Genomic DNA, 26094 nt, shown 5'->3' with positions numbered 1-26094 from the left:
GGACAGGCCGAAGTCTCCAGCGGGCGATGAAACGAGAAACATCAGAGATGTCGGGATGCCATCTGATGTCCTTTGTTTGGACTTTCCGACGCAGCAAGGTTTGATGCCATGTCACTTGATACCACGTACGATGTGATCGTCGTCGGCGGCGGCTCCGCCGGCGCTGCCATTGCCGCCCGGTTGTCCGAGGATCGAAAGCGGCGGGTGCTGCTGCTCGAAGCGGGCCTCGACTGGCGTGCCGATGAAGCCCCCTGGGAGATCAGGACGCCCAACCCGATTCCCATCATTCACCAGCGGGAATTCCAGGAGAAGTGGCAGTGGCCGGACCTCCTGACCCGCCGCATCGCGGGGCAGGAACCGCGCTTCTATTGGCGCGGCAAGGGGCTGGGCGGCAGCTCGATGATGAACGGCCAGATCGCCATTCGCGGCGTCGCGGATGCCTTCGACGAATGGGCCGCGCTCGGCTGCACCGGCTGGTCCGCGCGCGAGATCATGCCATTTTTCTCTGACATCGAGGACGACGAGGAATTCGGCGACACCAAGGGACATGGACGCGGCGGTCCGCTGCCGGTCTATCGCGCGCCGCTAGAGACGTGGGGCCCGATTGATCGTGGCCTGCGCGATGCAGCGCTCGCCAGCGGCTATCCGTGGTGCGCCGACGTCAACGGCCCCGATGGCGAAGGCGTTGCCTGCTATCCGATCAACAGCCGCAACGGTCGTCGCATCACAACCAACGAAGGCTATCTCGAGCCGGCCCGTGGCCGCGCCAATCTGGAGATCCGTGGCAAGGCGCTGGTCGATCGGGTCCTGATCCGCGACGGCAGGGCGACCGGCGTCCGGGTCCATATCGACGGCCAGGGCACCAGCGAGATCGCCGCGCGCGAGATCGTGCTGTGCGGCGGCGCCATCCACAGCCCCGCGATCCTGCTGCGATCGGGCATTGGCCCGGCGGACGAGCTGCGAGCCATGGGGATCGCGGTCGAGCGTGATCTGCCGGTCGGCCGCAATTTCTTCGACCATCCGCTGTTTCGCATGACGATCCAGCTGCGTGAGGAGCTGCGGCCCACTGATCGGGACACGCGTCATACCAATTGCTGCGTGACCTATTCATCCGGTCTCGCCGACGGCGGCAAGCGCGATATGATCATGATCGGTTTCAACCATCGCGGTATCGGAAATCCCGGAGCGATCGGCGCGGGCCTGTTCAACGCCTATTCGCGTGGTCACCTGAAACTGGCTTCGCCCGATCCGATGATCGATCCGATCGTCGAGGAGAACATGCTGGCCGATCCACGCGACATGCTGCGCATGACCGATGCGGTGAAGCGGTTCGCCGTCCTGGCCACGCAGCCGGCACTGGCCGGCATATCGGACTGGATCCGCCTCGGAGATACCGAGCTGACCCTGCCGGCCGCCGCAACCTTGCCAACAGCCGAGCTCGAGGCGGTGTTGCGACGGGAGACCGGCGATATCCAGCATGCAGCCGGCAGCTGCCGGATGGCCGGCGCCAACGATCCCGCGGGCGTGGTCAATCCCGACGGTACGGTGAAGGGCATCGGCGGCCTGCGGGTCGCCGACGCATCGATCATGCCGTCGGATTGCCGGGCGAATACGCACTTCACAACGGTTGTCATTGGCGAAGCCATTGCCCGGATGATGAGGTCATAACCAGGCCGTCAACGCGGCTCTAGAGCATTTTCGGTTCTGATTGAGTCAGAACCGAAGCTCTAGATCCTTGTCTCGACGCGTTTCTTCACGCGAACCGGTGTCCACTTCGCTCGAAAACGCTCTGGCCGAGCCCGCCGCGGCTGCTATACCGGTTCGAGCAGCCCAAGCTCGGACAAGGCGCGGACGGACTCAATCGTGAAAAACCTTCTCACCGATATTGCCGGCGTTGCCGTCGGCCACGCCGACGACGCCGTGATCGCCTCCGGCGTCACCGCCATCCTGTTCGAGCAGCCGGCGGTGGCCTCGATCGATGTCCGCGGCGGCGGTCCGGGCACCCGCGAGGACGCGCTGCTGTCCCCGCACAATGTCGTCGAGGCGATCGACGCCATCACGCTGTCCGGCGGCTCCGCGCTCGGGCTTGACGCGGCCGGCGGCGTGCAGGCCTGGCTCGCCGAGCGCGGCCGTGGCTTTCGCATCCGCGATGCGGTGATCCCGATCGTGCCGGGTGCGATCTGCTTCGATCTGCTCAACGGCGGCAACAAGGCGTGGGGACGCTTTCCGCCCTATCGCGATCTCGGCTATGCGGCGGCGAATGCCGCCTCCGACAATTTCGAGCTCGGCAGTGTCGGCGCCGGCATGGGCGCGACCACCGCCACCCTCAAGGGCGGCCTCGGCTCGGCGTCTGATGTGACCGACGACGGCATCAAGGTCGCGGCGCTTGCGGTGGTCAACGCGGTCGGCAGCGTCACGGTCGGCGGCGGCCCGTGGTTCTGGGCAGCGCCGTTCGAGGTCGACGGCGAATTCGGCGGGCGCGGCCTGCCGCCCGCGTTCACGCCGGACATGCTGAAGCTGCGGCTGAAGGGCGGCGCGGACGCCACCGCCGCCGAGAACACCACGCTCGTCGTCGTCGTGACCGATGCGCAGCTGACCAAGCCGCAGGCGAAGCGGCTTGCGATGATCGCGCAGACCGGCATGGCGCGCGCGATCTATCCGGTGCACGCCCCGCTCGATGGCGACGTGGTGTTCGCCGCGGCGACGGGCGCAAAGCCGGTCGATCCGCTGTTCGGCCTGACCAAGCTCGGCGCGATCGCCGCCAACACGGTGGCACGCGCGATCGCACGCGGCGTCCATTCAGCCACCGCCCTGCCCTTCCCCGGCGCGCTGCCGAGCTGGCACGACAAATTCGGTTAGAGCCGCGAAGGCAGTGCGCTCCCTCGCCCCGTTCTTACGGGGAGAGGGTTGGGGTGAGGGGCTTTCACCGCGCCAACGGTGATAGACTGACTCGCGGAGACTCCCCCTCACCCGGAACGAATCTGACGATGCGTTCCGGCCACTCCCCGCACGCGGGGCGAGGCATGGAGTTCGCGGTCGTACCGCCTCAGGTAACGTAATCGGTTAGGCGCTGACCGACAGCGACGACGAGGCCTGGGCCGAGATCGCCTGCGACTGGCGCTGGATCAGCTGCTCGATGAAATTGTAGGACGAGGTCGCGTTGCTGCCGGCGGTGGACGAGTTCGCGCTGCCGGTGGCGGACGACGTGGCCGCCGACGTCATCGACACCTTGGAGCCGTCGGCATAGGTCGTCGTCGTCGTGGTCGAGCCGTCGCTGTTGGTCACCGAGGTCGAGGTCGCGCCGTTCAGCGCCTGCATCAGCGGATCGGAGCTCGATCCGCCCGAACCACTGCTGGCGCCTGATCCGTCGGTCGAGCCGCCGGACGCGTGGTGATGGTGATGGCCGCCGCCCCTGTGGCCCTGCAGGGCCTGCGACATCTCGTCGAGGCTGACGCTGCCGTCGCCATTGGCATCGAGCTTGGAGAACACGTCGTCGGCCTGCGCGATGTTGGTGCCGCCGGCGCCGAGCGCCTTCTCGAATTCCGCTTTGGTGATCTGGCCGTTGCCGTCGGCATCGATCTGCGAGAACAGATCCTTCAGCGCGTCCGACCGGCTGGTCGGCGTCGCACTGGTCGAGGCCGTGGTCTGCGACTGGCTCTGCGCGTCGAGCAGCGCACTCATGGTCAGCGGCGAAATCTGCGGGGTGCTGCTGCTGCCCGAGCCTGTGCCCGTGCTGCTGCTCGTCGATGTCGAGGTATCGGTCGAGGCCGAGAACAGCCCGGTCGACTGATTTCCCTGCGTGGAGCTGCCGGTCTGTGTCGTCGACTTCGACGACATCAGCGAGCTCAAAAGATCGATGGCGGATGACGCAGCGCCAATGGCAAATAACATGGCAATACTCCAACAAGGCCGCGCCTGGCGGCTCAAACGCTTGGCAAAGGCGCAGCAAGCGGCGTGCCATGGCAAAAACCCAATAAAACCAGGCCTTGGCGCATCGATGCAGGTTCCGCGCACCCGGCAAGAGCTGCCGCCGGCGGCAGAATTTTCCGGCACCGTAGTGTCGTCCGCTCGCATTGCCCGCCACGCGTCCGCGTGTTAGGCGGGATCACCCGTCGCCCCCTGAAGCCTTTCGGAACTGCGCTATGACTCAGTCATTCACCCCGCGTCCCCTCGTCATCGCCCCGTCGATCCTGGCGTCGGATTTCTCAAAGCTCGGCGAGGAGGTCCGCGCCGTCGACCAGGCCGGCGCCGACTGGATCCATCTCGACGTGATGGACGGACATTTTGTGCCGAACATTTCCTACGGCCCCGATGTCATCAAGGCGATGCGGCCGCACACCAAGAAGATCTTCGACGCCCATCTGATGATCTCGCCCTGCGATCCCTATCTCGAGGCGTTCGCCAAGGCGGGCTGCGACCACATCACGGTGCATGCCGAGGCCGGCCCGCATTTGCATCGCTCGCTGCAGGCGATCCGCGCGCTCGGCAAGAAAGCCGGCGTCTCGCTCAATCCGGCAACGCCGGCGAGCGCGATCGAATATGTGCTCGACCTGATCGACCTCGTGCTGGTGATGTCGGTCAATCCCGGCTTCGGCGGCCAGGCCTTCATCCGCTCGGCGATCGGCAAGATTTCTGACGTCAGGGCGATGACAGCGGGCCGCCCGATCGACATCGAGGTCGATGGCGGCGTCGCGCCCGATGTCGCGGGCCAGCTCGCCGCGGCCGGCGCCAACGCCTTCGTCGCGGGATCCGCCGTCTTCAAGGGCGGCACCGTCGAGGCCTACAAGACCAACATCGCCGCGATCCGCCACGCGGCTGCCGAGGCGCGCGGCGAAGCGATCTGATCAAAACAGCGTGGGCGGCGTGACCGCGGCATTCGCCGACGGGACCGCCGCCTCATCGTCGCCCGTCGCCGGCGTCAACCGCGACGGCCGCACCACGGTCACCGTGCACGGCGCTTCCCCGGCGACCTTGGCGGAGACGCTGCCGAGCAGCGCACGCCGCACCGAGTTCTGCCGCGCGCCCATGATGATGTGGTCGACCAGATTGACCGCGGCGAATTCCAGGATTGCGGCGGCGGGATCGATCGCCTCCAGCACATGCACGGTCAACCGCCCCTCCTCGAGCTTGAACGGCCGCGCCCAATGCTGGAGCGCCACCAGGCGGTCGACATGCTTGTTCTGACCCTGCTCGTCATGGGTGCGGTCGATCGCCAGGCGATTGAGCTTGAGCACGTTGACGCAGGCGAGCCGCGCCGACGGCGACGTCGACAGCACCTGCTCGGCAGTGACGCGGATGGTCTCGTTCAACGCCTCGGTCCCCTCGCCGAGATCGAGCGCAACGGCGACGATCGGGCTCGATGCGAGCTGGGCTGCGGCGTTGGACTTCGGCTGCGGCGGCACCGCGCCGAGATTGAAGCGGCGGCGCCAGACCGTGCCGAGCGGATCTCGATCGAGCCGCTGCGCCCGCGCGGTCAGCTTCACCTGCTCGGGATGGGCAAGATCGAAGGCAAGCTGCGCCGCGGTCGGATAGCGCGCGGCCGGATCGATCTCCAGACAGCGCAGCACGATCTCCTGCAACCATGGCGGATAGTCGGATCGCAGCCTGCGCGGCGGGGTGGGATCACGCCACAGCCGCCGGCGCATGCCGCGCAGGGTTTCGGTCTCGCCGAACGGGCGGACCCCGGTGGTGAAGAAATACAGCAGCACGCCGAGCGAAAACAGGTCGCTGCGCGGATCGTCGCGCACGCCGAGCAGGCGCTCCGGCGCCATGTAGGGCGCGGTGCCGTAAGGCAGGCGAAACTCCTCCTGCAACAAATCGGGCAGATGCTGGTGATGCGAGAGGCCGAAATCGATCAGCACCGCCTCGCCGCGCTCGCGAAACATGATGCTGCTCGGCTTGATATCGTGATGGATGACGTTCTGCCGGTGCAGGCTGGCAAGCGCGGTCGCGACCTTGCCGCCGATCACCCTCACCTCCTCATACGGCAGCGGCAGGGCGTCGAGCCGCTTGTAGAGCGTCTGCCCGGGGATGCGCTCCATCACCACATAGGCCTGGCGCTCGAAGTCGCCGGTGCCGAAACAGGCCGGCACGTGCGGCCCCGACAGCCGCGGCAGGATCATCTGCTCCATCTCGAAGCTGACGATCGCAGCCGGATCCTCGCCCTCCGAGGTGAGCGGCACCTTCATCAACAGCGGCACGGTGATGCCCGGATGGGTAACGGTCCACAGCGTCGCCATGCCGCCGCGGTGCACGCGCTCGCCGATGGTGAAGCCATCGATCTTGGCGCCCGCCTGCATCGTCAGCGCCGCCATCGGCATTACCTGCCGATCGAAAGACGATCGGCGAGCCAGAGCGGCAGGCCGCTGGCCTTGATCCGCGCGGCGGCGGTCGCGACGTCATAGGGCACGCGGTGATAGGTGATCTCGCGGCTGATGGTGTCGAACATCGCAAACGAAGCCGCCGGATCGCCGTCGCGCGGCTGGCCGACCGAGCCGAGCACGGCGAGCCAGCGCCGCCCCGTCAACAATTGCACCGCGATGCCCGCGGTCGGAACGAAGCTCGTCATCTTCGCGGTCGAGGACATCGAGTAGAGGCCCGGACGATGGATGTGGCCGCAGAAGGTGATCTGCAATTCGGTTGCCATCATGCTGCGCGCGGCGTCGGCGGTGTCGCGGACATAGCGCCACTTCGCCGGATCGGAGGCCTCGGAATGCACGTAGAGCCGGTTGTCCTCTTCCCGCGACATCGGAAGCTCGTCGAGGAACTTCTTCTGCCCGGCGCTGAGCCGGTTGCGGGTCCAGTCGATGGCGGCCTGCGCGTCGGCATTCATGCTGTCGCTCGGCGCGCCGATTGCATTGTCATGGTTGCCGCGCACCGCGATTGCGCCCTTCGCCACGAGGTCCGTCACCGTATCGACGGCCCATTCGGGATCGGCGCCGTAGCCAACGATGTCGCCGAGGCAGATCAGCCGCTCGGCGCCGCGCGCACGCGCAGCATCGAGGCAGGCCGCGAAGGCCTGCCGGTTGGCATGAATATCGGCAAAGAGTGCAAGCCGCATCGAGGTCCGCGCTGCTGATCCCTGCCCGATATCAAGCACACGCGGCCCCGGGCTCGCAATCGGGCCAAAGGCATCAGGTAGTCCGAGGCTGTTGGAAGATAAGGTCGGTTAGGGCTTGCACACCTGCACGCCCCGCAGCAGCAGGGCGATCAGGGCGTCGATCCGCGACGGGCATTCGGGCTTGGCCCATTCCTCGGCATGCGCCGGGTGATGGTAGCGGACGGTTGCGTCGAACACGGCCCGCGCGGTCGCCTTCACATTGTCGATCTCGAACACGCCCTGCGCGACACCGTCGGACAAAATCTTCGCGACCAGATCGACCTGCTTGTCCTTATAGGCTTCCACCACCTCGCGCGCCTCCTGGGCCAGCGCGAGATAGGTCGCAAACATCTCGGGATCGTCGCAGACCTTCTTCTGCTTGATCGCGAACATGGTCCGCAGCCATTTCTCCAGCCGCTCCGGCGCAGGGCCATCGCTTGCTGCGAGCTTGCACAGCGGCTCGTTGGCGCGGTCGAGCCAGCGTTCGGCGACCGCGTCACGGAGCGAGGCTTTGCTGGGGAAATGGCGGTATACGCTGCCGTGGCTGACATCCAGCGCACGGGCAACGTCGACAACGGTGGCCTTGGCGAGCCCGAAGCGCCTCAAAACATCCTCGGTTGCTTCGAGGATCCGCTCGGGTGTCAAAACCACCGCCTCGTTCATGCGTTTACCGTCTGGTTATCGCTGTCCTGCCCGCGGCTGAACTTGGCAGCCTGAGCTGCCAGATGGCGGGCGACGCGAAGGTTGAGCCACTGTTGAATCTGGGCGGTCAATTGAAAGATTTCTATCGTCATGGAGGTAGTCCTTCGAGGTAGTCAAATTAAGTACGGCTCCCCCGGCCAAACGCCGGAACAGCCACTGGGCGCCCTCCTCCCTTGGGCTGCTGAGTATATACACCATCCCGCTGACAGATTTCAATATCTGTCAGACAAACTTTGCGAGATGACAGCTATGCGGTCCGGACGGGCCCACCGGGCCCCTGCGGCCCGGCCATATGGCGCGCTACACCGTTCCGTGAGCGGCGGCGCGATCTGCCGGCCCGGTGCCTATGTCTCGCTACGGCACCCCCGGGAGAGGCCCGTATGGATCATCCAATGACCTTCAAGGAGATCGCCAAGATCACCGCGGGCGCGGTGGTCTCGCTCGTCATCGTCGGGTGGCTGATGGTTCTCGCGATCGCATTCCTGTCAGTACTCTGAGGCCGCCTCACAGCACCGGAACCTCAGTGTTGGAATTGGCTCCGGAATCGAAAGGGGCCGCTTCACGCAGCGGCCCCTTTGCCGGGAAAATGGCTTGGGGATGAAATCTAGCCCCGGTTAGCTCTAAGACTACACGGTTCACGGAATTGAGGAATTCCGGATGACTACTGTCCACCCGGCTGACCGATTATTGGCGATCCCTATTTTTATGCCATCCGCGTGGCGGTGCGCATCCATCTATCGCTGCTCGTCCTTGGGTGGCATTCGCGGCGGTGGCAGCGGCGTGAAGACCGATCCTTGCGCGCCCGCCGGCGGCGGCACGAAGGTCCCGGTCGTGGAGTCGCCGCCGGTGGTCTCCAGAATCGTCTTCGGCGTGATGTACTCCCTGACAAAGTCCATGATGGTCCCGTCGCCGCCGCCGAAATCCGCTGCCCGCCCGCCCTGCGGATGCCCGGCCTTGATCTCGTTGTCGGCGGTGTGGGTCTGCTCGGCCAACCCGTCGCTATAGGGAATCCGGAAGGCGCGTGGTACGGCGCTCGGCCGATTGTCTTCGTCGAGTTCTTCAACCCAGAGATAGATCGAGCCCGGATCGCCCTCCAGCGAATGCGGCTCCACGATCCGCGTCGACAGCAGCTTGAAATTCGCCGGCAGCTTTTCCGCGGAGGCCCAGCCGAGCAGGCCGCGCATGCCGCCGAAGCTGACGAAGTAGAAGGCGCTGGTCACGACGATGACGACAGCCTTCAGCGACCAGTGCAGCCGCGCATAGACCAGCACGATCAGCAGCAGCGCGCCGACCGCCGCGTAGGCGACCGCAAGCGTGAGGATGACCGACTGCAGGCTAATCACGGCGCATCCTCACCCCGGTCTTCGGGTCGAGATCGGCGCCGTTGGCGTGGACGTTACGAAACGTCTCCAGCAGCGATTTCGGCCGCTGGTCCACGTTGATTACCTTGCCCTCGGCGTCGATACGAAACCTGACCGCGGTCTTCTCGTCGCCGGTGTGAGTGACGGTCAGCTTGTCGTCGAAGATGACCTGCGCCGTCGGATTGAGCTTCTGCACCTTCACATTGGCCTGCACCGGCTCGCCGGTCGTCGCCTGGAAATGCGAGACGTTGACGGTGTATTCGCCGGCGACGATGCCGCGCAAGGTGACGATCTCCTCGCGGATCGGCGAGGCGATCTTCTTGCCGTTGACCACGATGAAGTCGTTGGCGCCGCCGCGATCGTCGCGATCGAGGGTCAGAAAGCCGGCCTCGCGATGCCGGTACCAGGCGATGTTGCCGGCCGGGTCCTGCACGAACAGGTCGAGATCGTCAGGATGGTTGTCCGGCCAGTCCATCGTGATGATGAACTCCGCCTTGGAGTCGATCTTGCCCTCCTTGGAGTCCGGCGACACCGAAAGCAGCGCGAGGAAGAACAGGAAGGCGATCACCTGCAGCGCCTTGAACAGCATCACGCCGAGCGGATCGAATGTTTCCTCGCGCGGATAGAGCCCGAACTCGTCCATCATGGCGGCGTTCCAAGGGGCGTACCAAGGCGGCGTTCCAGCGCCGGGGTAACGTGCGTCTCGGTCAGCACAACGGCATCGGAGAACACCCGCTGGGTCGCGGAATCCAGCATGTAGTACTGGATCCGGACCAGGATCGAGCCGATCAGCCCGGCCAGCGTCGTGTACATCGCGACCGCCATGCCGTCGCTCATCAGGCCCATCGACGATTTCATCGCAACCTTGTCGGCGGCATCGAGGGAGGCGATCGGCGCCAGCATGATGATGAAGCCGATGATGGTGCCGAGCAGGCCGAGCTTCATCAGCGTGTCGGAGACGAAGGCGCCAAATCCGTTCGAGCCGCGCAGGCGGTCCGCCAGCGTCCGCAGCAGTAGGGTCTGGTCGATGCGGCCTTTGGCTTGCGCATCGGCCTTCTGCACCAGGCTCTTGATGTGATCGGTGACGAGGCCACCGGGCAGGCCGCGCGCATCCGACGCCAGCACCTTGGCGCCATCGGGCGCGGCGAGGATGGCGCGGCAGCCGCGCGCGACCTCCCCTTCCCGCGCAATCGCCCGCGTCCGCCAGAAGCAATGGATGCAGGTGACGATGTAGAGCACGGCGATGATGCTGGAGATGTAGGTGCGGTCGGAACTGACCAAGAGGCGGATCAGCCCATAGCGCCACAGCAGGAAGGCAGCGAACACCGAAAGGCCGGTGAAGATCATCCAGAGCAGCAGGACACTGCGCTCCGCCGCATCCGTGCCGGCCGATGCGGCGGCGCCGACCTTGGCATTCATGCTGCGTGATCTCCCAGCGGCGATTGTTCCATGAGGCTCCGCGACGGCCTCGCCTCCCGTTAGAGCAGAGCCTGTGGGCGCCGTCCAAAGACATCTGCCCAGGTTTCGTCGGGCAAATTTCCCGACCTGCATCGCTGCGCATGCTTGCACTTGCCGGGAACGGGGTTGCTGTTAGGCTCCGCCCCTCTTTCTGGATCATGCTCCGGCCGTGGAGTGATCGCATGCGCCTCGTGCTTCAACTGGTCGCCCGCCTGCTCGTCATCGTCGCGCTGTGCCTCGGCGCGGCCACCGTCTGGGCCACGATCGATGCCTATCGCAGCGTCGATCGCGCCACGTCGGCGTCCGCCGAGCGGGTCTCGCAGGCGCTTGAAGCACTGTACTGGCGCGAATTGCTGCTGCGCAGCAACCGGATGCGCGAGCAACTGCTGCCGGCGCCGGACTGGCGCACCATCGAAACCATGGGCCTGATTGCTCCGGGGATCTGCGTGCAGTTCGAACCGGCCGGCGCCTTCGAGAAGCCGCTCTGCGGCCAGAGCAAGGGGATCGGCAAGGCGCCGCCGCACTGGTTCGCGGCCACGGTGCAGACCGTGCTCGGCGATCACGCCACCGTCGAGCGGCCGATCAGCGCCCGCACTGCGACCGCTGGAACCGTCCGCGCCATCTCCGATCCGGAGGCCGCGATCGCGCTCGCCTGGCAGCACATCCTGGACAACATCCATGTCGCGCTGCTGATGGCGCTCGCCATCGCGCTGCTCGCCTCGCTCGCGATCGCGCATACGCTGGCGCCCGCCCACTCGATCGTGTCAGCGCTGCGGCGCATGGCCGAGGGCGAGTACCGCACGCCGCTGCCGCGCGTCCGCTCGATGGATCTCGCGATGATCGGACGCGCCGTCGGCGATCTCGGCGACCGCCTCGCGCAGGCGGAGGAAGAGCGCACGATGCTGACGCGGCGGCTGCTCGAAATCCGCAGCGACGAACGCCGCGCGCTGGCCCGCGAGCTGCACGACGAGTTCGGCCAGAATCTCACCGCGATCCTCGCCTTCGCCACCACGATCGAGGCAAGCGCCGGGGACAAATACGCCGCCGGCACCGAAATTGCGCAGGATGCACGGATGATCTCGCAGGCCACGCGCCGCATCATCGCCTGCCTGCGCGATACGCTGAACCGCCTGCGCCATCCGCCGGCCGAGGAGCTCGGGCTGGAGGCAAGCCTGGTCGATCTCGTCGACAGCTGGCGATCGCGCACGACGCAGCCGATGATCCAGCTCGATCTACAGGGCGACCTCGCCGACATCAGCGGCACGGTCGCCGCGACTGCCTATCGCATCGCGCAGGAGTGCCTGACCAATGCGCTGCGCCACAGCGCCGCGCGCGAGATCGTGCTGCGGATCGAGCGGCGGACCGGAGCGGAGAACGCGCTCTTGGTGCGGGTCGAGGACGACGGCGGCGGCGATGCCGCCAAGGTGGCGCAGTCAGCGGGCTTCGGCCTCACCGGCGTTAGCGAGCGCGTGGCAGCTCTCGGCGGCTCGCTGTCGATCGCGCGTGCCAGCCGCGGCCTCTCCGTCGCCGCCACGATCCCGCTCGCTGCCTGAGATGACGACCGTGTCGACGACAACTGTAAGGACTCGGGGCATCTCGATCCTGCTGGTCGACGATCATCCCGTCGTCCGTCAGGGCTACCGGCGCGTGCTCGAGCATCAAGACGATTTTCGCGTCGTCGCCGAGGCCGACAACGCCGCCAATGCCTACCGCGCGTTCAAGTCGCACCAGCCCGATGTGGTGGTGATGGACATCTCGATGCCCGGCGCCAGCGGACTGGAAGCGATCCGCAACATCCGCGCGCGCGATGCCGATGCCCGCATCCTGGTCTTCAGCATGCACAGCGAGGCCGCGCAGGTGAAGGCGGCGTTCGGCGCCGGTGCCAGCGGCTTCGTCACCAAGGGCAGCGAGCCGGCCGAGCTGATCGCGGCGATCCGCTCAGTGGCGCGCGGCGAGCATGCGATGAGCGACGACGTCGCGCGGGTGCTCGCGCTGGAGAGCCTGGTGCCGGCCAAATCGGCGCTCGACCAGCTCGGCGAGCGGGAGATCGAGATTCTCCGGCAGTTCGCGGCAGGCAACACCAAGGAACAGATCGCGGCCAATCTCAACCTCAGCACCAAGACCGTGCAGAACTACCACTATCTGATCAAGGCCAAGACCGGCATGCGGACCGACGCCCAGCTGGTCCGCCTGGCCGTCGAATGCGGGTTGGCGAATTTGTAGCCGCCTTGTAGCCCGGGTGAGCGCAGCGACACCCGGGAGCGGCCGCGAGGCCCCGGATATCGCTTCGCTCATCCGGGCTACGGCCACCACGCCGGCTATTTTGGCCCGTTTTCCGCACTATATTCCCAGTGCGTGGCCCCACCCCGCTCGATTCGGAGCTCTCGATGATCCCCCGCTATACCCGCCCGGAAATGGCTTCCATCTGGGAGCCGCAGACGCGTTTCAGGATCTGGTTCGAGATCGAGGCGCATGCCGCCGACGCGCTGGCCGAGCTCGGCGTGATCCCCAAGGAAGCCGCCAAGACGATCTGGGCCAAGGGCAAGGACGCCACTTTCGACGTCGCGCGGATCGACGAGATCGAGCGTGAGACCAAGCACGACGTCATCGCCTTCCTGACCCATCTCGCCGAGATCGTCGGCCCCGAGGCGCGCTTCGTGCACCAGGGCATGACCTCCTCCGACGTGCTCGACACCTGCCTCAACGTCCAGCTCAAGCGCGCCGCCGACCTCTTGATCGCCGATCTCGACCGGGTGCTGGCGGCGCTGAAAACCCGCGCCTTCGAGCACAAGATGACGCCGACCATCGGCCGCTCCCACGGCATCCATGCCGAGCCGGTCACCTTCGGCCTCAAGCTCGCCTATGCTCATGCGGAGTTCGCGCGTGCCCGCGCCCGCCTGGTTGCCGCGCGCGACGAAATCGCGACCTGCGCGATCTCCGGCGCGGTCGGCACCTTCGCCCAGATCGACCCGCGGGTCGAAGAGCATGTCGCGAAAGCGATGGGCCTGCGGCCGGAGCCGGTCTCGACGCAAGTGATCCCGCGCGACCGCCACGCAATGTATTTTGCCACCCTCGGCGTAATCGCCGCCTCGGTCGAGCGGCTCGCCGTGGAAGTGCGCCATTTGCAGCGCACCGAGGTGCTGGAAGCCGAGGAATTCTTCTCCGAGGGCCAGAAGGGCTCGTCGGCAATGCCGCACAAGCGCAACCCGGTGCTGTCGGAGAACCTCTCCGGCCTGGCGCGCATGGTGCGCGCCTATGTGACGCCGGCGCTGGAAAACGTTGTGCTGTGGCACGAGCGCGACATCTCGCACTCCTCGGCCGAGCGCATGATGGGCCCCGACGCCACTGTCACGCTCGATTTCGCGCTGGTCCGCCTCGCCGGCCTGATCGAGAAGCTGCTGGTCTATCCGCAGAACATGCAGAAGAACCTCGATCGGCTCGGCGGCCTGGTGCATTCGCAGCGCGTGCTGATCGCGCTGACCCAGAAGGGTGCCAGCCGCGAGGACGCCTACAAATTCGTGCAGCGCAACGCGATGCCGGTCTGGCGCGGCGAAGGCGACTTCCAGACGCTGCTGAAGCAGGACGCGGACGTGAAGAAATACCTGACGGATGCCGAGATCGAGGAGAAGTTCGACCTCGGCTATCACCTCAAGCACGTCGACACGATCTTCCAGCGGGTGTTCGGCGAAGCGTGAACACTCCGTAGCCCGGATGGAGCGCAAGCGAAATCCGGGGATCTTGCCGCGGATGCAGACCCCGGATTGCGCTGCGCTCCATCCGGGCTACGGGCTGGATTCCACAGTTCGCAATTGCGAATTGGGGCTCGAATCGCCCCGGAATGACGGTCGCTTTCGCGTGACAAGCCGGCGGGTTACGCTACGCTGACCCGCCCACCACGGTTCACTACAAAGCTCACAAGAAACGGACACTCCTCATGCCCATCGTCAATCGCGTTGCCGCCCTCTCGGATGAAATGGCCGCCTGGCGCCATGACTTCCACGAGAACCCCGAACTGCTCTACGAGGTCCACCGCACCGCCGGCATCGTTGCCGACAAGCTGCGCGAGTTCGGCTGCGACGAGGTGGTGACGGGAATCGGACGCACCGGCGTGGTCGGCGTGATCCGCGGCCGCAAGTCCGCCTCGGGCAAGACCATCGGACTCCGCGCCGACATGGACGCGCTGCCGATCGCGGAAGCCTCGGGCGTCGCCTACGCCTCGAAGGTCCCCGGCAAGATGCACGCCTGCGGCCATGACGGCCACACCGCGATGCTACTCGGCGCCGCGAAATACCTCACCGAGACCCGCAATTTCGACGGCACCGCGGTCGTGATCTTCCAGCCCGCCGAGGAAGGCGGCGCCGGCGGCAAGGCGATGGTCGACGACGGGCTGATGACCCGCTGGGGCATCCAGGAGGTCTATGGCCTGCACAACATGCCCGGCCTGCCCGAGGGCTATTTCGCGACTACGCCGGGCCCGATGCTGGCCTCGTCGGACACCTTGAAGATCGTCGTCCACGGCAAGGGCGGCCACGCCGGTGCCGCCCCGCATGAGGCGGTCGACAGCGTGCTGATCGGCGCCCAGATCATCAATGCGCTGCAATCGATCGTGTCGCGCAATATCGATCCGCTGAAATCGGCGGTGATCTCGATCACCATGTTCGAGGCCGGCGCCGCGTTCAACGTGATCCCGGAGACCGTCACGCTCGGCGGCACCGTGCGCACGCTGGATCCCGGCGTGCGCGATCTGGTCGAGCGCCGGATCGGCGAGGTCGCCTCCAACATCGCCAAAGCCTATGGCGGATCGGCGGAGACGGACTATGGGCGGATGTATCCGGTGACGCTGAACCATGCGCGCGAAGCCGGCATCGCCGCCGAGGTCGCCCGCGATGTGGCCGGCGCAGACCGCGTCAACGACAATCTGGTGCCGGTGATGGGCGCCGAGGATTTCGCGTTCATGCTGGAGGCGCGCCCCGGCGCGTTCGTGTTCCTCGGCATGGGCGACGGCCCGATGTGCCATCACCCGGCCTACAAGTTCAACGACAACATCCTCGGCCACGGCGCCTCCTACTGGGTGCGGCTGGTCGAGAAGCAGATGCCGGCGGGCTAACGCCGCTCGTGCGGCCACGGCCCGGTCGCCCGCTGCGTGGCCGGGCCGCCAGCTTTTCACAGGCGCGGCTGCTGCTGCGTGGTGCAGTGAATGCCGCCGCCACCGGCGGCGATGCCATCGATGTTGAGCTGGATGATCTCCCGGTCCGGGTACAGATCGCGAAGCTTGTCGCGCGCGTTGCGGTCCGCGGTCGCGTCGCCGAACTCGGGCGCGATGACGGCGCCGTTGCAGACGTAGAAATTGATGTAGCCGGCGGCGAAGTCCTTGCTGCCGTGCTTTGGACGCACCGTCGACGGGCCCTGCAACACCACGACATCCAGACGCCGGCCCTTCGCATCGACAGCGCCGCGCAGGATATCGAGGTGTCGTTTGGTCACCGCGTGATCGAACGACGACGGGTCCACCTCCAGGCCCGCCACGACAACGCCGGGACCGGCAAATCGTGCGTAGAAATCGGTATGGCCGTCGGTGATGTCCTTGCCGGCGATCCCGGGCAGCCAGATGATCTTCTCCAGCCCGAGCAGGCGAGATAACTCGGCTTCGCATTTGTCCCGGGAGACGCCGGGATTGCGATTCGGGTTGAGGACGCAGCTCTCGGTGATGATGGCGGTCCCCTCACCGTCGACCTCGATCCCGCCGCCTTCCAGCACCAGGCCCGCCTTCAAGAACATCGCCTTCGCGGCCCGGGCGACGTGCGCGGCGACCTCGGCATCGAGCGCATGGCGTTGCTTGTTGCCCCAGCCGTTGAAGTTGAAACCGACCGCGCCAAGCTGTCCCGACGGGTCCCTCACAAACACCGGTCCGGTGTCGCGCATCCACACGTCATCGACCGGTTGAACGACGAGGCTGACCGCGGGGCCGCAGAGCCGCGCGGCAATCTCGCGGTCCTCCTCGCGCACCAGCATGTTGACGCGCTCATAGGCTGCGATCGCCTTGGCAATGTCTGCAAGATTTTCCCGCGCGACCGGAAGCAGCTTGCCGCCCCAGATCGCGGCGCTGGCGCCGAAGGCCATCCAGGTCGCGGCATGCGGCGCGCCCTCGTCCGGCATCCGCCAGTTCGCATTGTCCCGCGCCAAATCATCCACGAGCGTTCCGGCCGCGACGGCCCTCCCGGGTTCACCGCCAGACTAGCGCCGGTGCCCGTGCGATGCCATCACCTGGCCGTTCGAGGCTCGGCGGTCACCCGCTCGTCCTCGGCGTCGCCGCGCGTGCCGCCTCATGGGCGGGGTCGACCTCGCCCGCCCCCATCATCCGCGCGGCGACCCGGTCGCGCCTGACGAAATGATGGAACGCGACCGCGGCAAGGTGCAGCACGATCAGTGCGAGCAAGACGTAGGCGAAGAAGATGTGGCGATGCTCAAAGGCATCCGCCGCCGCCTTGTCGGGCGAGGTGATCTGGGGAACGTGGAACAGGCCGAAGAAGCTCGAATAGTCCTGGTCGCGGGATCCGGAATGCGCCCAGCCCAGCATCGCCACCAGGATGGTCACGGCATAGAGCGCGCCATGGTTGACGCGGGCGGCGATCCGCTGCCAGGCGGGCATATCGGCCGGCAGCACCGGCGTCGGGTTGATGCCGCGCCAGAGCAGCCGGAGCACGGTCAGCAGCAGCACCAGATAGCCGATATCGGCATGGATCGACCGGTAGAAGAACTTGTCCGCCCGTGCCGGGAAGTGGTTCATCCACCAGCCATAGGCCAGCATGCCGATGATAGTGATGCCCAGCACCCAGTGGAACGCACGGGCGAGCGAGCCCCAGCTCGCGGCGGTATTGCGGATCATGGTCGAATGGCCCCGTTTGGATTTCGCACGTCGCAGCAATAGTTTGCCGTGATACTTGCAGGGATAGGTCAAGGCCATATGAAATTCCCGGCTTCACCGCCTTTTGTCGGCCGCAGAGGCCGGGTAGCCAAAACAACTGAATGGTAACCCTGCTTCGGATAGACTTTTCACCGTGTCCACTCCCCCGACCATCCTCGTCTTCGATTCCGGCCTCGGCGGCCTCACCGTGCAGCGCGAGATCGTCCGCGCCCGGCCCGACGCGCACTATGTCTATGTCGCCGACGACGCCTTCTTCCCCTATGGCCACCACACCGAGGACGAGATCATCGCCCGGGTGGTGCCGCTGGTCGGCGAGCTGATCGAGGCCCATGCGCCCGACCTCGTCGTGATCGCCTGCAACACGGCATCCACACTGGTGATGTCGCATCTGCGCGACGCCTATCGCCTGCCCTTCGTCGGCACGGTGCCGGCGATCAAGCCGGCCTGCGCCTCGTCGAAGACCAGGCGCGTCTCGGTGCTCGGCACCAGAGGCACCGTGAAGCGCGAATATACCCGCAAGCTGATCTCGGATTTCGCGCAGGGCTGCGAAGTCACCCTGGTCGGCTCCGGCGAGCTGGCTTCGCTGGCGGAAGCCGCCCTCAGCGGCGAGAGCGTGCGCGACGGGGACATCGCGGCCGAGCTCGCGCCCTGCTTCGTCGGCGATGGCGCCAATGACCCCGCCCGCACCGATACCGTCGTGCTCGCCTGCACGCATTATCCGCTGCTGCTGGAGCACCTGACGCGGCTCGCGCCCTGGCCGGTCGACTGGATCGATCCGGCGCCCGCGATCGCCCGCCGCGTCGCCGATTTGCTCGGTCCTGCCGGCATGGAGAGCGATGAGGCCGGCGCCGAGATGATCTTCACCTCGAAGCGCCCGCACAGACTGACAGAAGCGCTGACGCCCTTCTTCGGCGGCCGCGTCCCGGCCTGATCCTTTTCGCCGTCACCATGTGCTGCTAGCTTCCCCTCGCCTCATCGAGGGAGCACTGCATTGACCTCAGCACCGCTGACGCCGCTCAACCGCCTGCGCCAGGCGTGGCGCGACAAGCACCCGACCTTCGGCGCGATCGCGACCATTCCGAGCATCCAGACCGTGCAGATCATGGCGCAGTCGCTGGACTGGATCATCGTCGATCTCGAGCACGGCCCGATCGATCTCAGTACCGCGCATGCGATGATCGTGGCCACGTCTGGCACGCCATGCGTGCCGATGGTGCGGATCGCCGCCAATGAGCCGCACCTCGCCAAGGCGCCGATGGACATCGGCGCGCTCGGCATCAACTTTCCGATGATCTGCAATCGCGGCGACGCCGAGAAGGCCGCGCGCAGCGTGCGCTATCCGCCGAAGGGCGACCGGCTCTGGGGCCCGTTCCATGCGCCGTTCCGCTGGGGCGTCTCGATGAACGACTATATGGCGACCGCCGACGACGACATGATCTGCATGATCACGATCGAGCATGTCGATGCCGTGAACAGGATCGACGAGATCATGGCGACACCAGGCATCGACCTCGCGGTGATCGGGCCCGGCGATCTCGCCACCTCGATCAACAAGCGCGGCCCCGACGATCCCGAAGTGGTTGCGCTGATGCAGCGCGCCGAAGAAGGCATCATGAAGAGCGGCGTGCCGATCGGCGGCGTCGCGCGCACCGCCGAGCAGGCCAATGCGATGATCGACCGCGGCTACCTCGCGCTCGCACTCGGCTTCGACTGGTCGCTGTTCCAGCGCGGCATCGCCGCCGCGTTCGCCGGGATCAAGCGATAGGAAGGCGCTAGATCGTCGCCAGGTAAAGACTCGGATCGAAATATTGCGTGGCCGGCGTCGCGGCCGCGAGCGCGGATTCCGTGACAAAGAAATCGCTGACCTGCTGCAGCCATCTCGCAACGGTGCCGTCGGCATAGAGCCGCTTCCACTCGCGCGAGGAAAACATCTTCTGCGCGGCCAGCGCTTCCTCGATATCGGCGAGCGACGCCTGCGGATAATAGTTCTTCTGCAACGCACCGGCCGCGGCCTTGCCGTTGTGCAGCATGTGGTCGTTGGCGTCGGCCCAGCCGCGGATGATCCGGGCAAAGACGTCGCGGTTGGCGGCGAAATAGTCCTGCCGGGCGACCCAGCCGCCGACCACCGCGGATTGCGGATAGTAGGCGGATGCGTCGACCAGCTTGACGGCGCCGGGGACCTTTTCGCGCACCGCGATATTGAATGGGACCCACAGCGCCACGGCGGCCACCTCGCCTGCGATGAACGCGTCCACCGCCGTCGACATATTGCTGTTGACGATCTCGACATCGGTTGCCGAGAGACCGTTGGCGCGCAGCGCGCGATCGAGGAAGATGTGGGCCGTGGTCATCCTGGCGGTCGCGATGCGCTTGCCGCGAAGGTCAGCGAAGGTCCGCACGCCCTTGTCGGGCCGCACCCAGAGCTGTGCGGTCGCGATCTCGATGTCGTTGACGAGGAACGCGGTGTAACCGCCGCGCGGCAGCAGGCTCGAGATCACGGCGCCGGCGGAGAGCACGTCGAGCTTGCCGGCGGCCATCGCCTGCACCACCTCGAGGCCGGTGTTGAACTCGACCAGATCGAAATCGATCCCTTCGCGGTCGAACGAGCCGCGGTCGAGGCCGGTCAGAATTTGGCCGTCGACGGCGACGACATGGAGGTAGCCGAGCCGTAGCCGGGCGCGGTCTCGCGCGATTGCGGGCGCGCCCATCGCCGCGGCACTCAGCGCCGCCCCGATGCTTCCGCCGAGGAGACGTCGCCGGCTGATCTTGCGGAGCGGCAGGCAGGCCTCGATCGGCATCTCAGTGCACCGGATGATCGAACAGCGGTTGCTGAACGGCATGGCGCAGCCGTTCGGCATGGTATTGCGCGACGCCGTCTCCGGGATATTCGGCCAGGAAGTCGGCAATGTGCAGCAGCGCCGTGGCGGGTTCCGCGCCGCGGATCACAGCGTAGACGGCCTCCCAGAATGCGCAGAACGCCAGCTCGGAATCGCCGCGCGCGCCGCAGAGCTCGTAGACCGTGATCGCCTCGGCAAAGCCCTTCGGCCGGATCTGGTCGACGCTTCGGAACGCAAAGGCGTGCTCGGCGCGCGCCCGCACGGCCGCGCTGACCAGGACCTGCGTGCCGTAGTTCTTGTTGAGGCCTTCGAGCCGCGAGGCCAGATTGATGGTGGCGCCGAGCGCCGTGTAGTTCATGCGGTCGGCGGAGCCGACATTGCCGACCACGGCATCGCCGAGATGCAGGCCGAACCGCGTGGTGTAGGCCGGCCAGCCCTCGCTCCGGAACGCTAGGTTGAGCTCGGCATTGCGGTTCAGGCAGTCCAGCACGGCCTCGCAGGCATGAATGACGTGATCGGGATCCTCGTCCGGCGCGTTCCACAGCGCCATCACGGCATCGCCGATGAATTTGTCGATCGTGCCATGGTGTTTCATGATCGCCGCCGACATCGCGGCGAAATAGCGCGAGGTGAAGATCATGACCTGCGACGGGTCCGCCTTCTCCGTCTTCGCGGTGAAGTCGGCGACATCGGTGAAGAGCACCGTGACTTCGCGCCTGACACCGCCAAGCTGCAACGAGGCCCCCGACGCCATCAGCTGACGGACGATCGGCTGCGGAATGAAGCTGGAGAAGTTGCGCACCACGGTGCGCATCGTGAACACCGAACGGCCGAGTTCGTCGATCTCGTCGATCGCCGATTGCATCCGCGGCCGGTCGGCGAGCTGAAAGCGCTGGATCTCGTCGGTCTGCCGCGCCAGCTCGCGCAGCGACCGGGCGAGCAGCGAGCCGAGCCAGAACGCGAATGGCAGCATCGCGACCACAAAGCCGAGCGCGATGGCAAACAGCGCGCGTCGCTCCGAGATGATCTTGGCGAAGAATTCGTCGAGCGGTGCAATCACCGCGAGGTGGATGTTGGCGGCCCCGGCCGTCTCGATGCGGTGAAAGGCCGCGACCAGCGTGCGTCCGTCTGCGTCGGTGAAGAACTGCTGGGCGCTGCCATCGCTGCGCCAGGACTGGATCGCCGCAGACAGGCCGGGAAGCTTGAGGGCGTCGATCCGGGGCAGCGCGTCGCGGCGCTCAGCCATCAGATCGCGCATCTCGGGATGGCCGACGATGCGGTCGGCATCGTTGAACAGAAACGCCTGCCCGGACTTGCCGAGCTTTTGCCGGCTCAGCATCTCCTCGAGCCGATTGAGCAGGAGGTCGGCGGCCACCACCCCGCGGCGACCCTGCTTGAGCGGGATGCGCAGCGTGTAGCCGGGCTCGCCGGTCGCATAGAACACATAGGGCCCGGTGAGCAGCGTCTTGCGATCCTTGAAGGCCTCGACATACCAGGGCCGCTGCCGCGGGTCGTAGCTTTGCGGCCCCGCCACCTCCGCGACCTGGATCAGGTTTTCCGACAGGAACAGCGTCACTGGCGCAGCCGCCACCGCCCCGGTGCGAGCGATCACGACCAGGCGGTAGACGGCGTCGGCGTCGACATTCAGCGCCGTGCGGAATTGCGGCTTGGCGCGATCGATGACGTCCATCTCCAGGAACGAACCGTCGTCATAGCCGACATAGAGATTGAAGATCTGCGGATTGTTGCGCAGCATCGAGGCCAGCAGGCCGTAGAGCCGGGTGTTGTCGGCGATGTCGGCCTCCTGGATGACCGACAGCCCTGCCAGAATCTCGAGATTGTCGCGCCCATTCTTGAACTGCGCGTCGATGCGGTCGGCGCCGAGTTGCCCGACCTTGTCGATGAAGGTGCTCGCGGCCATCTGCGTGATCGACGAGACCCGCCTGAAGCTGAGATAGACCAGCGTCAGACCGACCACCAGCACGGCGGCGATGAACACCGTGATGATCGAGGTGCGGAAGCCGATCCGAACCGGCCGCCGGCTGGTCGTGCGCGCATCACTCATCGGGCTTGTCGTTCACCTCCTCTAAAGCGCTTTCGAGCGAAGCGGGCTCCGGCTCGCGTGAAGAAAACGCGTCAAACAAAAGGTGGAGCTTCGGTTCAATCAGAACCGAAGCTCTAATATTTGCGCACGATCGGCTTCGCCGGCGCCGTCTCCGGCGCGGCGGTCGAGAGCTGGAACGTGACCCAGGCCGTCCACCCCTCCGCGCGGTTCTCAGCAGCGAAATCCTTGTAGCCCCGGAGGTTCAGATAGCCCTGATAGCTCTCACCGACCGGAAAGATGAATCCGACCTGCGGGCCGATCCCGGCGACGCGTCCCTTGAAATCGCCGAGCTTGGCGCCGGCGCCGCTGTCGCCGGTGATCTGCTGGAAATAGTACCCGGCGACGCCGACATGCACATTCTTGGCGACGAACTGCGACAGCCCCCAGTCGACGTGGAAGTCGATGCCGTTCTGGTACTGCAGGTCGTTGTTCTTTCCGTTGTAGGTGACGCCGGCCAGCACCGAGAACTCCTGGCCGGATTTCGGATCGAGATAAGTGTAGGCGCCGCCGACATCGACCGCGACGAATCCGAAGCTGAGATTGGCGAGGCGGGTGCTGTCATAGGTCCCGCTCGGGATGTTGCCCATGATGTAGAACATCTCGTTGTTGACACCCTGATTCCATTTCAGCGTGCCCTGGTAGAAGACGTCGGAGACCGTGGTGCGGTTGTCGGTTGCGACGCCCGAGAGCGTGTTGCCGCGCGGGCCGGTCAGCGTCGCGTCGACGCCGACACCGATATTTCCCGGCGCGGCAAGGAAGGTGATGGCCGCCTGCCCGCCGAGCACGGACTGCGCCCAGGTATAGGTGAACCCCTCGACGAGGGCGTCCGCATGGGCGATGAGACCGGCGACGACCGCCCCCGGCACGCGGTTGCCGATGACGAAATTCTTGCTCGCGTTGGCGCTTTGATCGAGGTGAATGTAGATCGTCTCATACGCCCAACCGGGCATCACCGGTGCCGCCGTCAGGCTCGCGAACGAGCCGGGAAGCCAGAAGCTCAATCCACCGGCGTCGGCCAACGCGGTACGTGGCATCGCCGACAACGCGAGCGCGCCAACAACGCCGAGTAAACCGCGCTTGTGATGTTGGATCATCATCATTCCGACCTTCCCACCTCGTTCAAGACATCGTAGCGGATTCGCATCAGCTCGCCGGCTGCGGCTCCGGGAATTTCCACTTGCCGTCCAGGATGTCCGCGCGCGGCCGATACAGCCGCACCGTGTAGTTCCAGCCCTTCGTGATCGGCAGACAGTTCGGAATCTTGCCGTCACAGCCGCCGAACTGGATCGCGATCGCGCCATCATCACCGCGCTTGGCGGTGAGGTTGTTCAGCGTATAGACGTTGAAGGCGTTCTTCTCGTAATAGCCCTGCTCGTTATAGACGCTGACCGACCAGAAGCCGTCGACCGGCACGTCCTTGACCTTGAGCATGTAGACCGTGGTGCCGTCGTTCTTCGCCGGCGTGATGTTGAGATAGGTCGCGTCCTTGTCCGGATTGCCGCCCCAGGCGGCAGCGGTCCCAACCAGATGCCTGACAGGGTCGACCTGCTGCCTGGTGCCGAACGCCTTCTTGAAGTCGGGAATCGTGGACCCCAGCACAAGCAGCGCGTCGCGGACCTTCTTCTGGCTGGCCGGATCCCAGCTCGGCACCTCGAACTTGCCGGCATTCTTCTGGCTGACCTTGATGGCGTCCTGCAGCATGTGGACCTGATCGACATCCTTGGCGTCCGCTGGATCGACCAGCGTGCGGATGGCGACGGCGACATAACGCGTGCCGACCTTCTCCCTGGTCAGGGTCCGCGTGCCGGCGCCGTAGGCGACCTCAGGCACATAATGATCTTCGTTGATCACCTGCATCGACATGAACCGCTTGCCCGCATCCGGCAGTGTGATCGAAACCGGCCCCGCGTCGAGATCGAACACCGCACTGGAATAGAGCGTGTCGCGGTTGAGGCGGATGACGGCCTGTTTGTCGATAGCGGCAGGCTCACGGCGATGGTTGAACTTGCCGAAGCCACTCTCCTTGGCGATGTTGCCGAGGTAGAGATCCGACTCGGCCCGAACGAAGTTGTCGACCGTGACGGGCACTGCGCCGCCCGCGGGAGACTGCGCCTGTGCGCCCGTGATCGCTGCGAAAGTCGCCAGGCCGGAAGCAATCTTCCTGATCGTCATCAATTATCTCCATTTCCTGCGCATGGAACGAGAACCTGCCTTGGGGCTCCGAATCGGTCCGGGCCCCGAAAGCTCAATTGACCTTGGCGAGAGCCGGTGGCGTCCATTCGCACTTCCTTGCCGGCTCCTTCGGCACATAGGTCCGGAACGTCAGCGAAAACGGCCTGCCTGCGGCGGCAGGCAGCCAGTTGGACTCGGGGACGCCGGCCACCGGTTTCGGTCCGATGCCGATCTTCAGCGAACCATCCGCCTCCTTCACCAAGGGCGAGTGATTGTTGAAATTGTATCGTTTCAGCGGATTCTGCACGACGCGATAGTCCGGCACGCCGACCAGGATCACTGACCAGTAGGCATCAACGACCGATTGCGGCAGTCCGTTGGCCGGAAAGTGCATGACGTAGCTGTTGCTGCCGTTGAGCGGCTGTTCGTCGGCATCGCGGGTCGCCGGAAAGTAGACGACCTCGGCGGCGTTGTTGGCCCAGATTCCCGCATAGTTGGCCGACGAGCGCAGCCGGTAGCCTGCGCCATAGTTGCCGCCCGATGACGCGCATAGCCAATGGTTCACGTACGGCGCGGTCTTGGTCAAGGCGTCTTCGCGAAACTGCGCCGAGACCTTCTTGAGCTGCGCATCGACCGAGCCGCGCGCCTCCTTGCCCGATGCGACATAGGCGGCGACGGCGCGGACCTTCTGCTGCATCTCCGCGGCGTTCGGCGCGACATCAAGCGCGCTCCCGAGCCTGGCATCGACATCGTCAAATATCTCGGCGCCGATCAGGTCTGCATTGCCAAACATCGGAATGGCCGGGGGCGACGCGATCGCCGGCTTGCCCAGCGCCGTCACCTTGAACGCATGCTGAAGCTTCGCCGCGCCGTCCGGATCGCCCTTCAGCTCGATGCGACCGAGCATTTTTGCCTTGCTCGAATGCAGTTCGATGCGGCCGGCGTCAGCGGGGATCTTTGCGGTGGAGCCCGGCTTCACCAACGCGAACTTGCCGTATGGCTTGGTCGGGAAGGTGCGCTCGTTGATATTGGCGATCACCTCGCCCCATTCGTCCAGAATCTGCGCGGTGTAGTAGCGCCCCTTGATCTCGGGTACCTCCAGGATGACAGGCGTCCTGTCGTCAACCGCGAACCACGCCTCCAGATAGGCGACATCGAAATTCGGGTTGACGAAATCGGCCGAGCCGAGCGGATTGTACTTGACCTTGTTGTAGGCGAAGCCCTCGCCCTTGCGATCCATGTGCTCCTGCCGGATCACGAGCACGCGCCCGAGCAGATAGATATAGGCGTCGGCGATGGTCTTCTCGTCTGGCGCCGTGGCCGCCTGCGGCTGCGCGGCAGCCGGCGAGTTCGCCACAATCAGAACCGTCGCTACGTAGAATGCCGCCGCGACCGCTTTGGAAATCCGTCTCACCGTCTTCTCCTTCATTGGTCAG

At 65.8% G+C, this 26094-nt stretch carries 24 protein-coding genes; 9 read left to right on the top strand and 15 right to left on the bottom strand.

What is annotated here, in order from left to right; all coding sequences use genetic code 11:
* Positions 1–108: 108 nt before the first annotated feature.
* Positions 109–1668: a GMC family oxidoreductase N-terminal domain-containing protein gene (locus AAFG07_RS16515; protein ID WP_342728192.1), complete on the top strand. Its 1560-nt coding sequence runs from the start codon at positions 109–111 to the stop codon at positions 1666–1668.
* Between the two features lie 195 nt (positions 1669–1863).
* Positions 1864–2859: a P1 family peptidase gene (locus tag AAFG07_RS16510; RefSeq protein WP_342728191.1), complete on the top strand. Its 996-nt coding sequence runs from the start codon at positions 1864–1866 to the stop codon at positions 2857–2859.
* Between the two features lie 204 nt (positions 2860–3063).
* Here the strand turns inward: AAFG07_RS16510 and AAFG07_RS16505 are convergent, their stop codons facing one another.
* Complete coding sequence (locus AAFG07_RS16505) at positions 3064–3891, bottom strand: EF-hand domain-containing protein (protein ID WP_342728190.1); 828 nt, start codon at positions 3889–3891, stop codon at positions 3064–3066.
* A gap of 251 nt (positions 3892–4142) precedes the next feature.
* Here AAFG07_RS16505 and rpe point away from each other — a divergent pair, with 251 nt between their 5' ends.
* Positions 4143–4844, top strand: a complete 702-nt coding sequence (rpe, locus tag AAFG07_RS16500) for a ribulose-phosphate 3-epimerase (protein ID WP_342728189.1) — start codon at positions 4143–4145, stop codon at positions 4842–4844.
* Here the strand turns inward: rpe and AAFG07_RS16495 are convergent, their stop codons facing one another.
* From AAFG07_RS16495 to AAFG07_RS16465, 7 genes are all read right to left on the bottom strand, one after another.
* A complete protein-coding gene (locus tag AAFG07_RS16495; protein ID WP_342728188.1) occupies positions 4845–6314 on the bottom strand; it encodes a bifunctional serine/threonine-protein kinase/universal stress protein in 1470 nt (489 codons plus the stop codon). It abuts the gene before it with no gap.
* Positions 6315–6319: 5 nt separating this feature from the next.
* Entirely contained in the window at positions 6320–7060 is a 741-nt protein-coding gene (locus AAFG07_RS16490; RefSeq protein WP_342728187.1) for a metallophosphoesterase family protein, read from the bottom strand.
* A gap of 108 nt (positions 7061–7168) precedes the next feature.
* Entirely contained in the window at positions 7169–7762 is a 594-nt protein-coding gene (locus AAFG07_RS16485; RefSeq protein WP_342728186.1) for a TetR family transcriptional regulator, read from the bottom strand.
* The gene (locus tag AAFG07_RS16480) at positions 7759–7893 is read right to left on the bottom strand and encodes a hypothetical protein (protein WP_256375171.1); all 135 of its coding nucleotides are present in this window, start codon (positions 7891–7893) and stop codon (positions 7759–7761) included. Before AAFG07_RS16480 ends, AAFG07_RS16485 begins: the two co-directional genes overlap by 4 nt.
* A 642-nt stretch (positions 7894–8535) precedes the next feature.
* Positions 8536–9144 carry a hypothetical protein gene (locus AAFG07_RS16475; protein WP_342728185.1) on the bottom strand — a complete coding sequence of 203 codons (609 nt, stop codon included), beginning with the start codon at positions 9142–9144 and terminating at the stop codon, positions 8536–8538.
* Positions 9137–9808: a hypothetical protein gene (locus AAFG07_RS16470; RefSeq protein ID WP_342728184.1), complete on the bottom strand. Its 672-nt coding sequence runs from the start codon at positions 9806–9808 to the stop codon at positions 9137–9139. Before AAFG07_RS16470 ends, AAFG07_RS16475 begins: the two co-directional genes overlap by 8 nt.
* Positions 9805–10581: a MotA/TolQ/ExbB proton channel family protein gene (locus AAFG07_RS16465; RefSeq protein ID WP_342728183.1), complete on the bottom strand. Its 777-nt coding sequence runs from the start codon at positions 10579–10581 to the stop codon at positions 9805–9807. The genes AAFG07_RS16470 and AAFG07_RS16465 overlap by 4 nt, the downstream gene beginning before the upstream one ends.
* Positions 10582–10802: 221 nt before the next feature.
* Between AAFG07_RS16465 and AAFG07_RS16460 the strand changes: the two genes are divergently transcribed.
* The 4 genes from AAFG07_RS16460 to AAFG07_RS16445 all read left to right on the top strand — a co-directional run bounded on the left by AAFG07_RS16460 (position 10803) and on the right by AAFG07_RS16445 (position 15727).
* Positions 10803–12173, top strand: coding sequence for a histidine kinase (locus AAFG07_RS16460; RefSeq protein ID WP_342728182.1), 1371 nt, complete (start codon positions 10803–10805; stop codon positions 12171–12173).
* 1 nt (position 12174) lies between these two features.
* Complete coding sequence (locus tag AAFG07_RS16455; protein WP_342728181.1) at positions 12175–12843, top strand: response regulator transcription factor; 669 nt, start codon at positions 12175–12177, stop codon at positions 12841–12843.
* Between the two features lie 164 nt (positions 12844–13007).
* Complete coding sequence (purB, locus tag AAFG07_RS16450; RefSeq protein WP_342728180.1) at positions 13008–14315, top strand: adenylosuccinate lyase; 1308 nt, start codon at positions 13008–13010, stop codon at positions 14313–14315.
* A gap of 239 nt (positions 14316–14554) precedes the next feature.
* Positions 14555–15727, top strand: coding sequence for a M20 aminoacylase family protein (locus tag AAFG07_RS16445; RefSeq protein WP_342728179.1), 1173 nt, complete (start codon positions 14555–14557; stop codon positions 15725–15727).
* A 56-nt stretch (positions 15728–15783) separates the two neighbouring features.
* Here AAFG07_RS16445 and AAFG07_RS16440 read toward each other — a convergent pair whose 3' ends face one another.
* Positions 15784–16812 carry an agmatine deiminase family protein gene (locus AAFG07_RS16440; protein WP_342728178.1) on the bottom strand — a complete coding sequence of 343 codons (1029 nt, stop codon included), beginning with the start codon at positions 16810–16812 and terminating at the stop codon, positions 15784–15786.
* 94 nt (positions 16813–16906) lie between these two features.
* On the bottom strand, positions 16907–17506 hold the full coding sequence (locus AAFG07_RS16435; RefSeq protein ID WP_342728177.1) for a cytochrome b: 600 nt from the start codon (positions 17504–17506) through the stop codon (positions 16907–16909).
* Positions 17507–17678: 172 nt separating this feature from the next.
* Between AAFG07_RS16435 and murI the strand changes: the two genes are divergently transcribed.
* Positions 17679–18476, top strand: a complete 798-nt coding sequence (murI, locus tag AAFG07_RS16430; protein WP_342728176.1) for a glutamate racemase — start codon at positions 17679–17681, stop codon at positions 18474–18476.
* A 60-nt stretch (positions 18477–18536) separates the two neighbouring features.
* Positions 18537–19310 carry an aldolase/citrate lyase family protein gene (locus AAFG07_RS16425; protein WP_342728175.1) on the top strand — a complete coding sequence of 258 codons (774 nt, stop codon included), beginning with the start codon at positions 18537–18539 and terminating at the stop codon, positions 19308–19310.
* A gap of 7 nt (positions 19311–19317) precedes the next feature.
* On the opposite strand, the gene AAFG07_RS16420 is transcribed toward AAFG07_RS16425, so the two are convergent.
* From AAFG07_RS16420 to AAFG07_RS16400, 5 genes are all read right to left on the bottom strand, one after another.
* Positions 19318–20343, bottom strand: coding sequence for an ABC transporter substrate-binding protein (locus AAFG07_RS16420; RefSeq protein WP_342728174.1), 1026 nt, complete (start codon positions 20341–20343; stop codon positions 19318–19320).
* A 1-nt stretch (position 20344) separates the two neighbouring features.
* Positions 20345–22447 carry an adenylate/guanylate cyclase domain-containing protein gene (locus AAFG07_RS16415; protein WP_342728173.1) on the bottom strand — a complete coding sequence of 701 codons (2103 nt, stop codon included), beginning with the start codon at positions 22445–22447 and terminating at the stop codon, positions 20345–20347.
* A 113-nt stretch (positions 22448–22560) separates the two neighbouring features.
* Positions 22561–23586: a transporter gene (locus AAFG07_RS16410; protein ID WP_342728172.1), complete on the bottom strand. Its 1026-nt coding sequence runs from the start codon at positions 23584–23586 to the stop codon at positions 22561–22563.
* Between the two features lie 43 nt (positions 23587–23629).
* Complete coding sequence (locus AAFG07_RS16405) at positions 23630–24658, bottom strand: DUF1254 domain-containing protein (protein WP_342728171.1); 1029 nt, start codon at positions 24656–24658, stop codon at positions 23630–23632.
* Between the two features lie 73 nt (positions 24659–24731).
* Positions 24732–26072, bottom strand: a complete 1341-nt coding sequence (locus AAFG07_RS16400; RefSeq protein WP_342728170.1) for a DUF1214 domain-containing protein — start codon at positions 26070–26072, stop codon at positions 24732–24734.
* Between the last annotated feature and the right edge of the window lie 22 nt (positions 26073–26094).

Source organism: Bradyrhizobium sp. B097 (assembly GCF_038957035.1).
In the GTDB taxonomy this organism is placed as follows: Bacteria; Pseudomonadota; Alphaproteobacteria; order Rhizobiales; family Xanthobacteraceae; genus Bradyrhizobium.
Note: the sequence above shows the minus strand (reverse complement) of the source record. Positions and strands in the feature narration are given on the sequence as shown.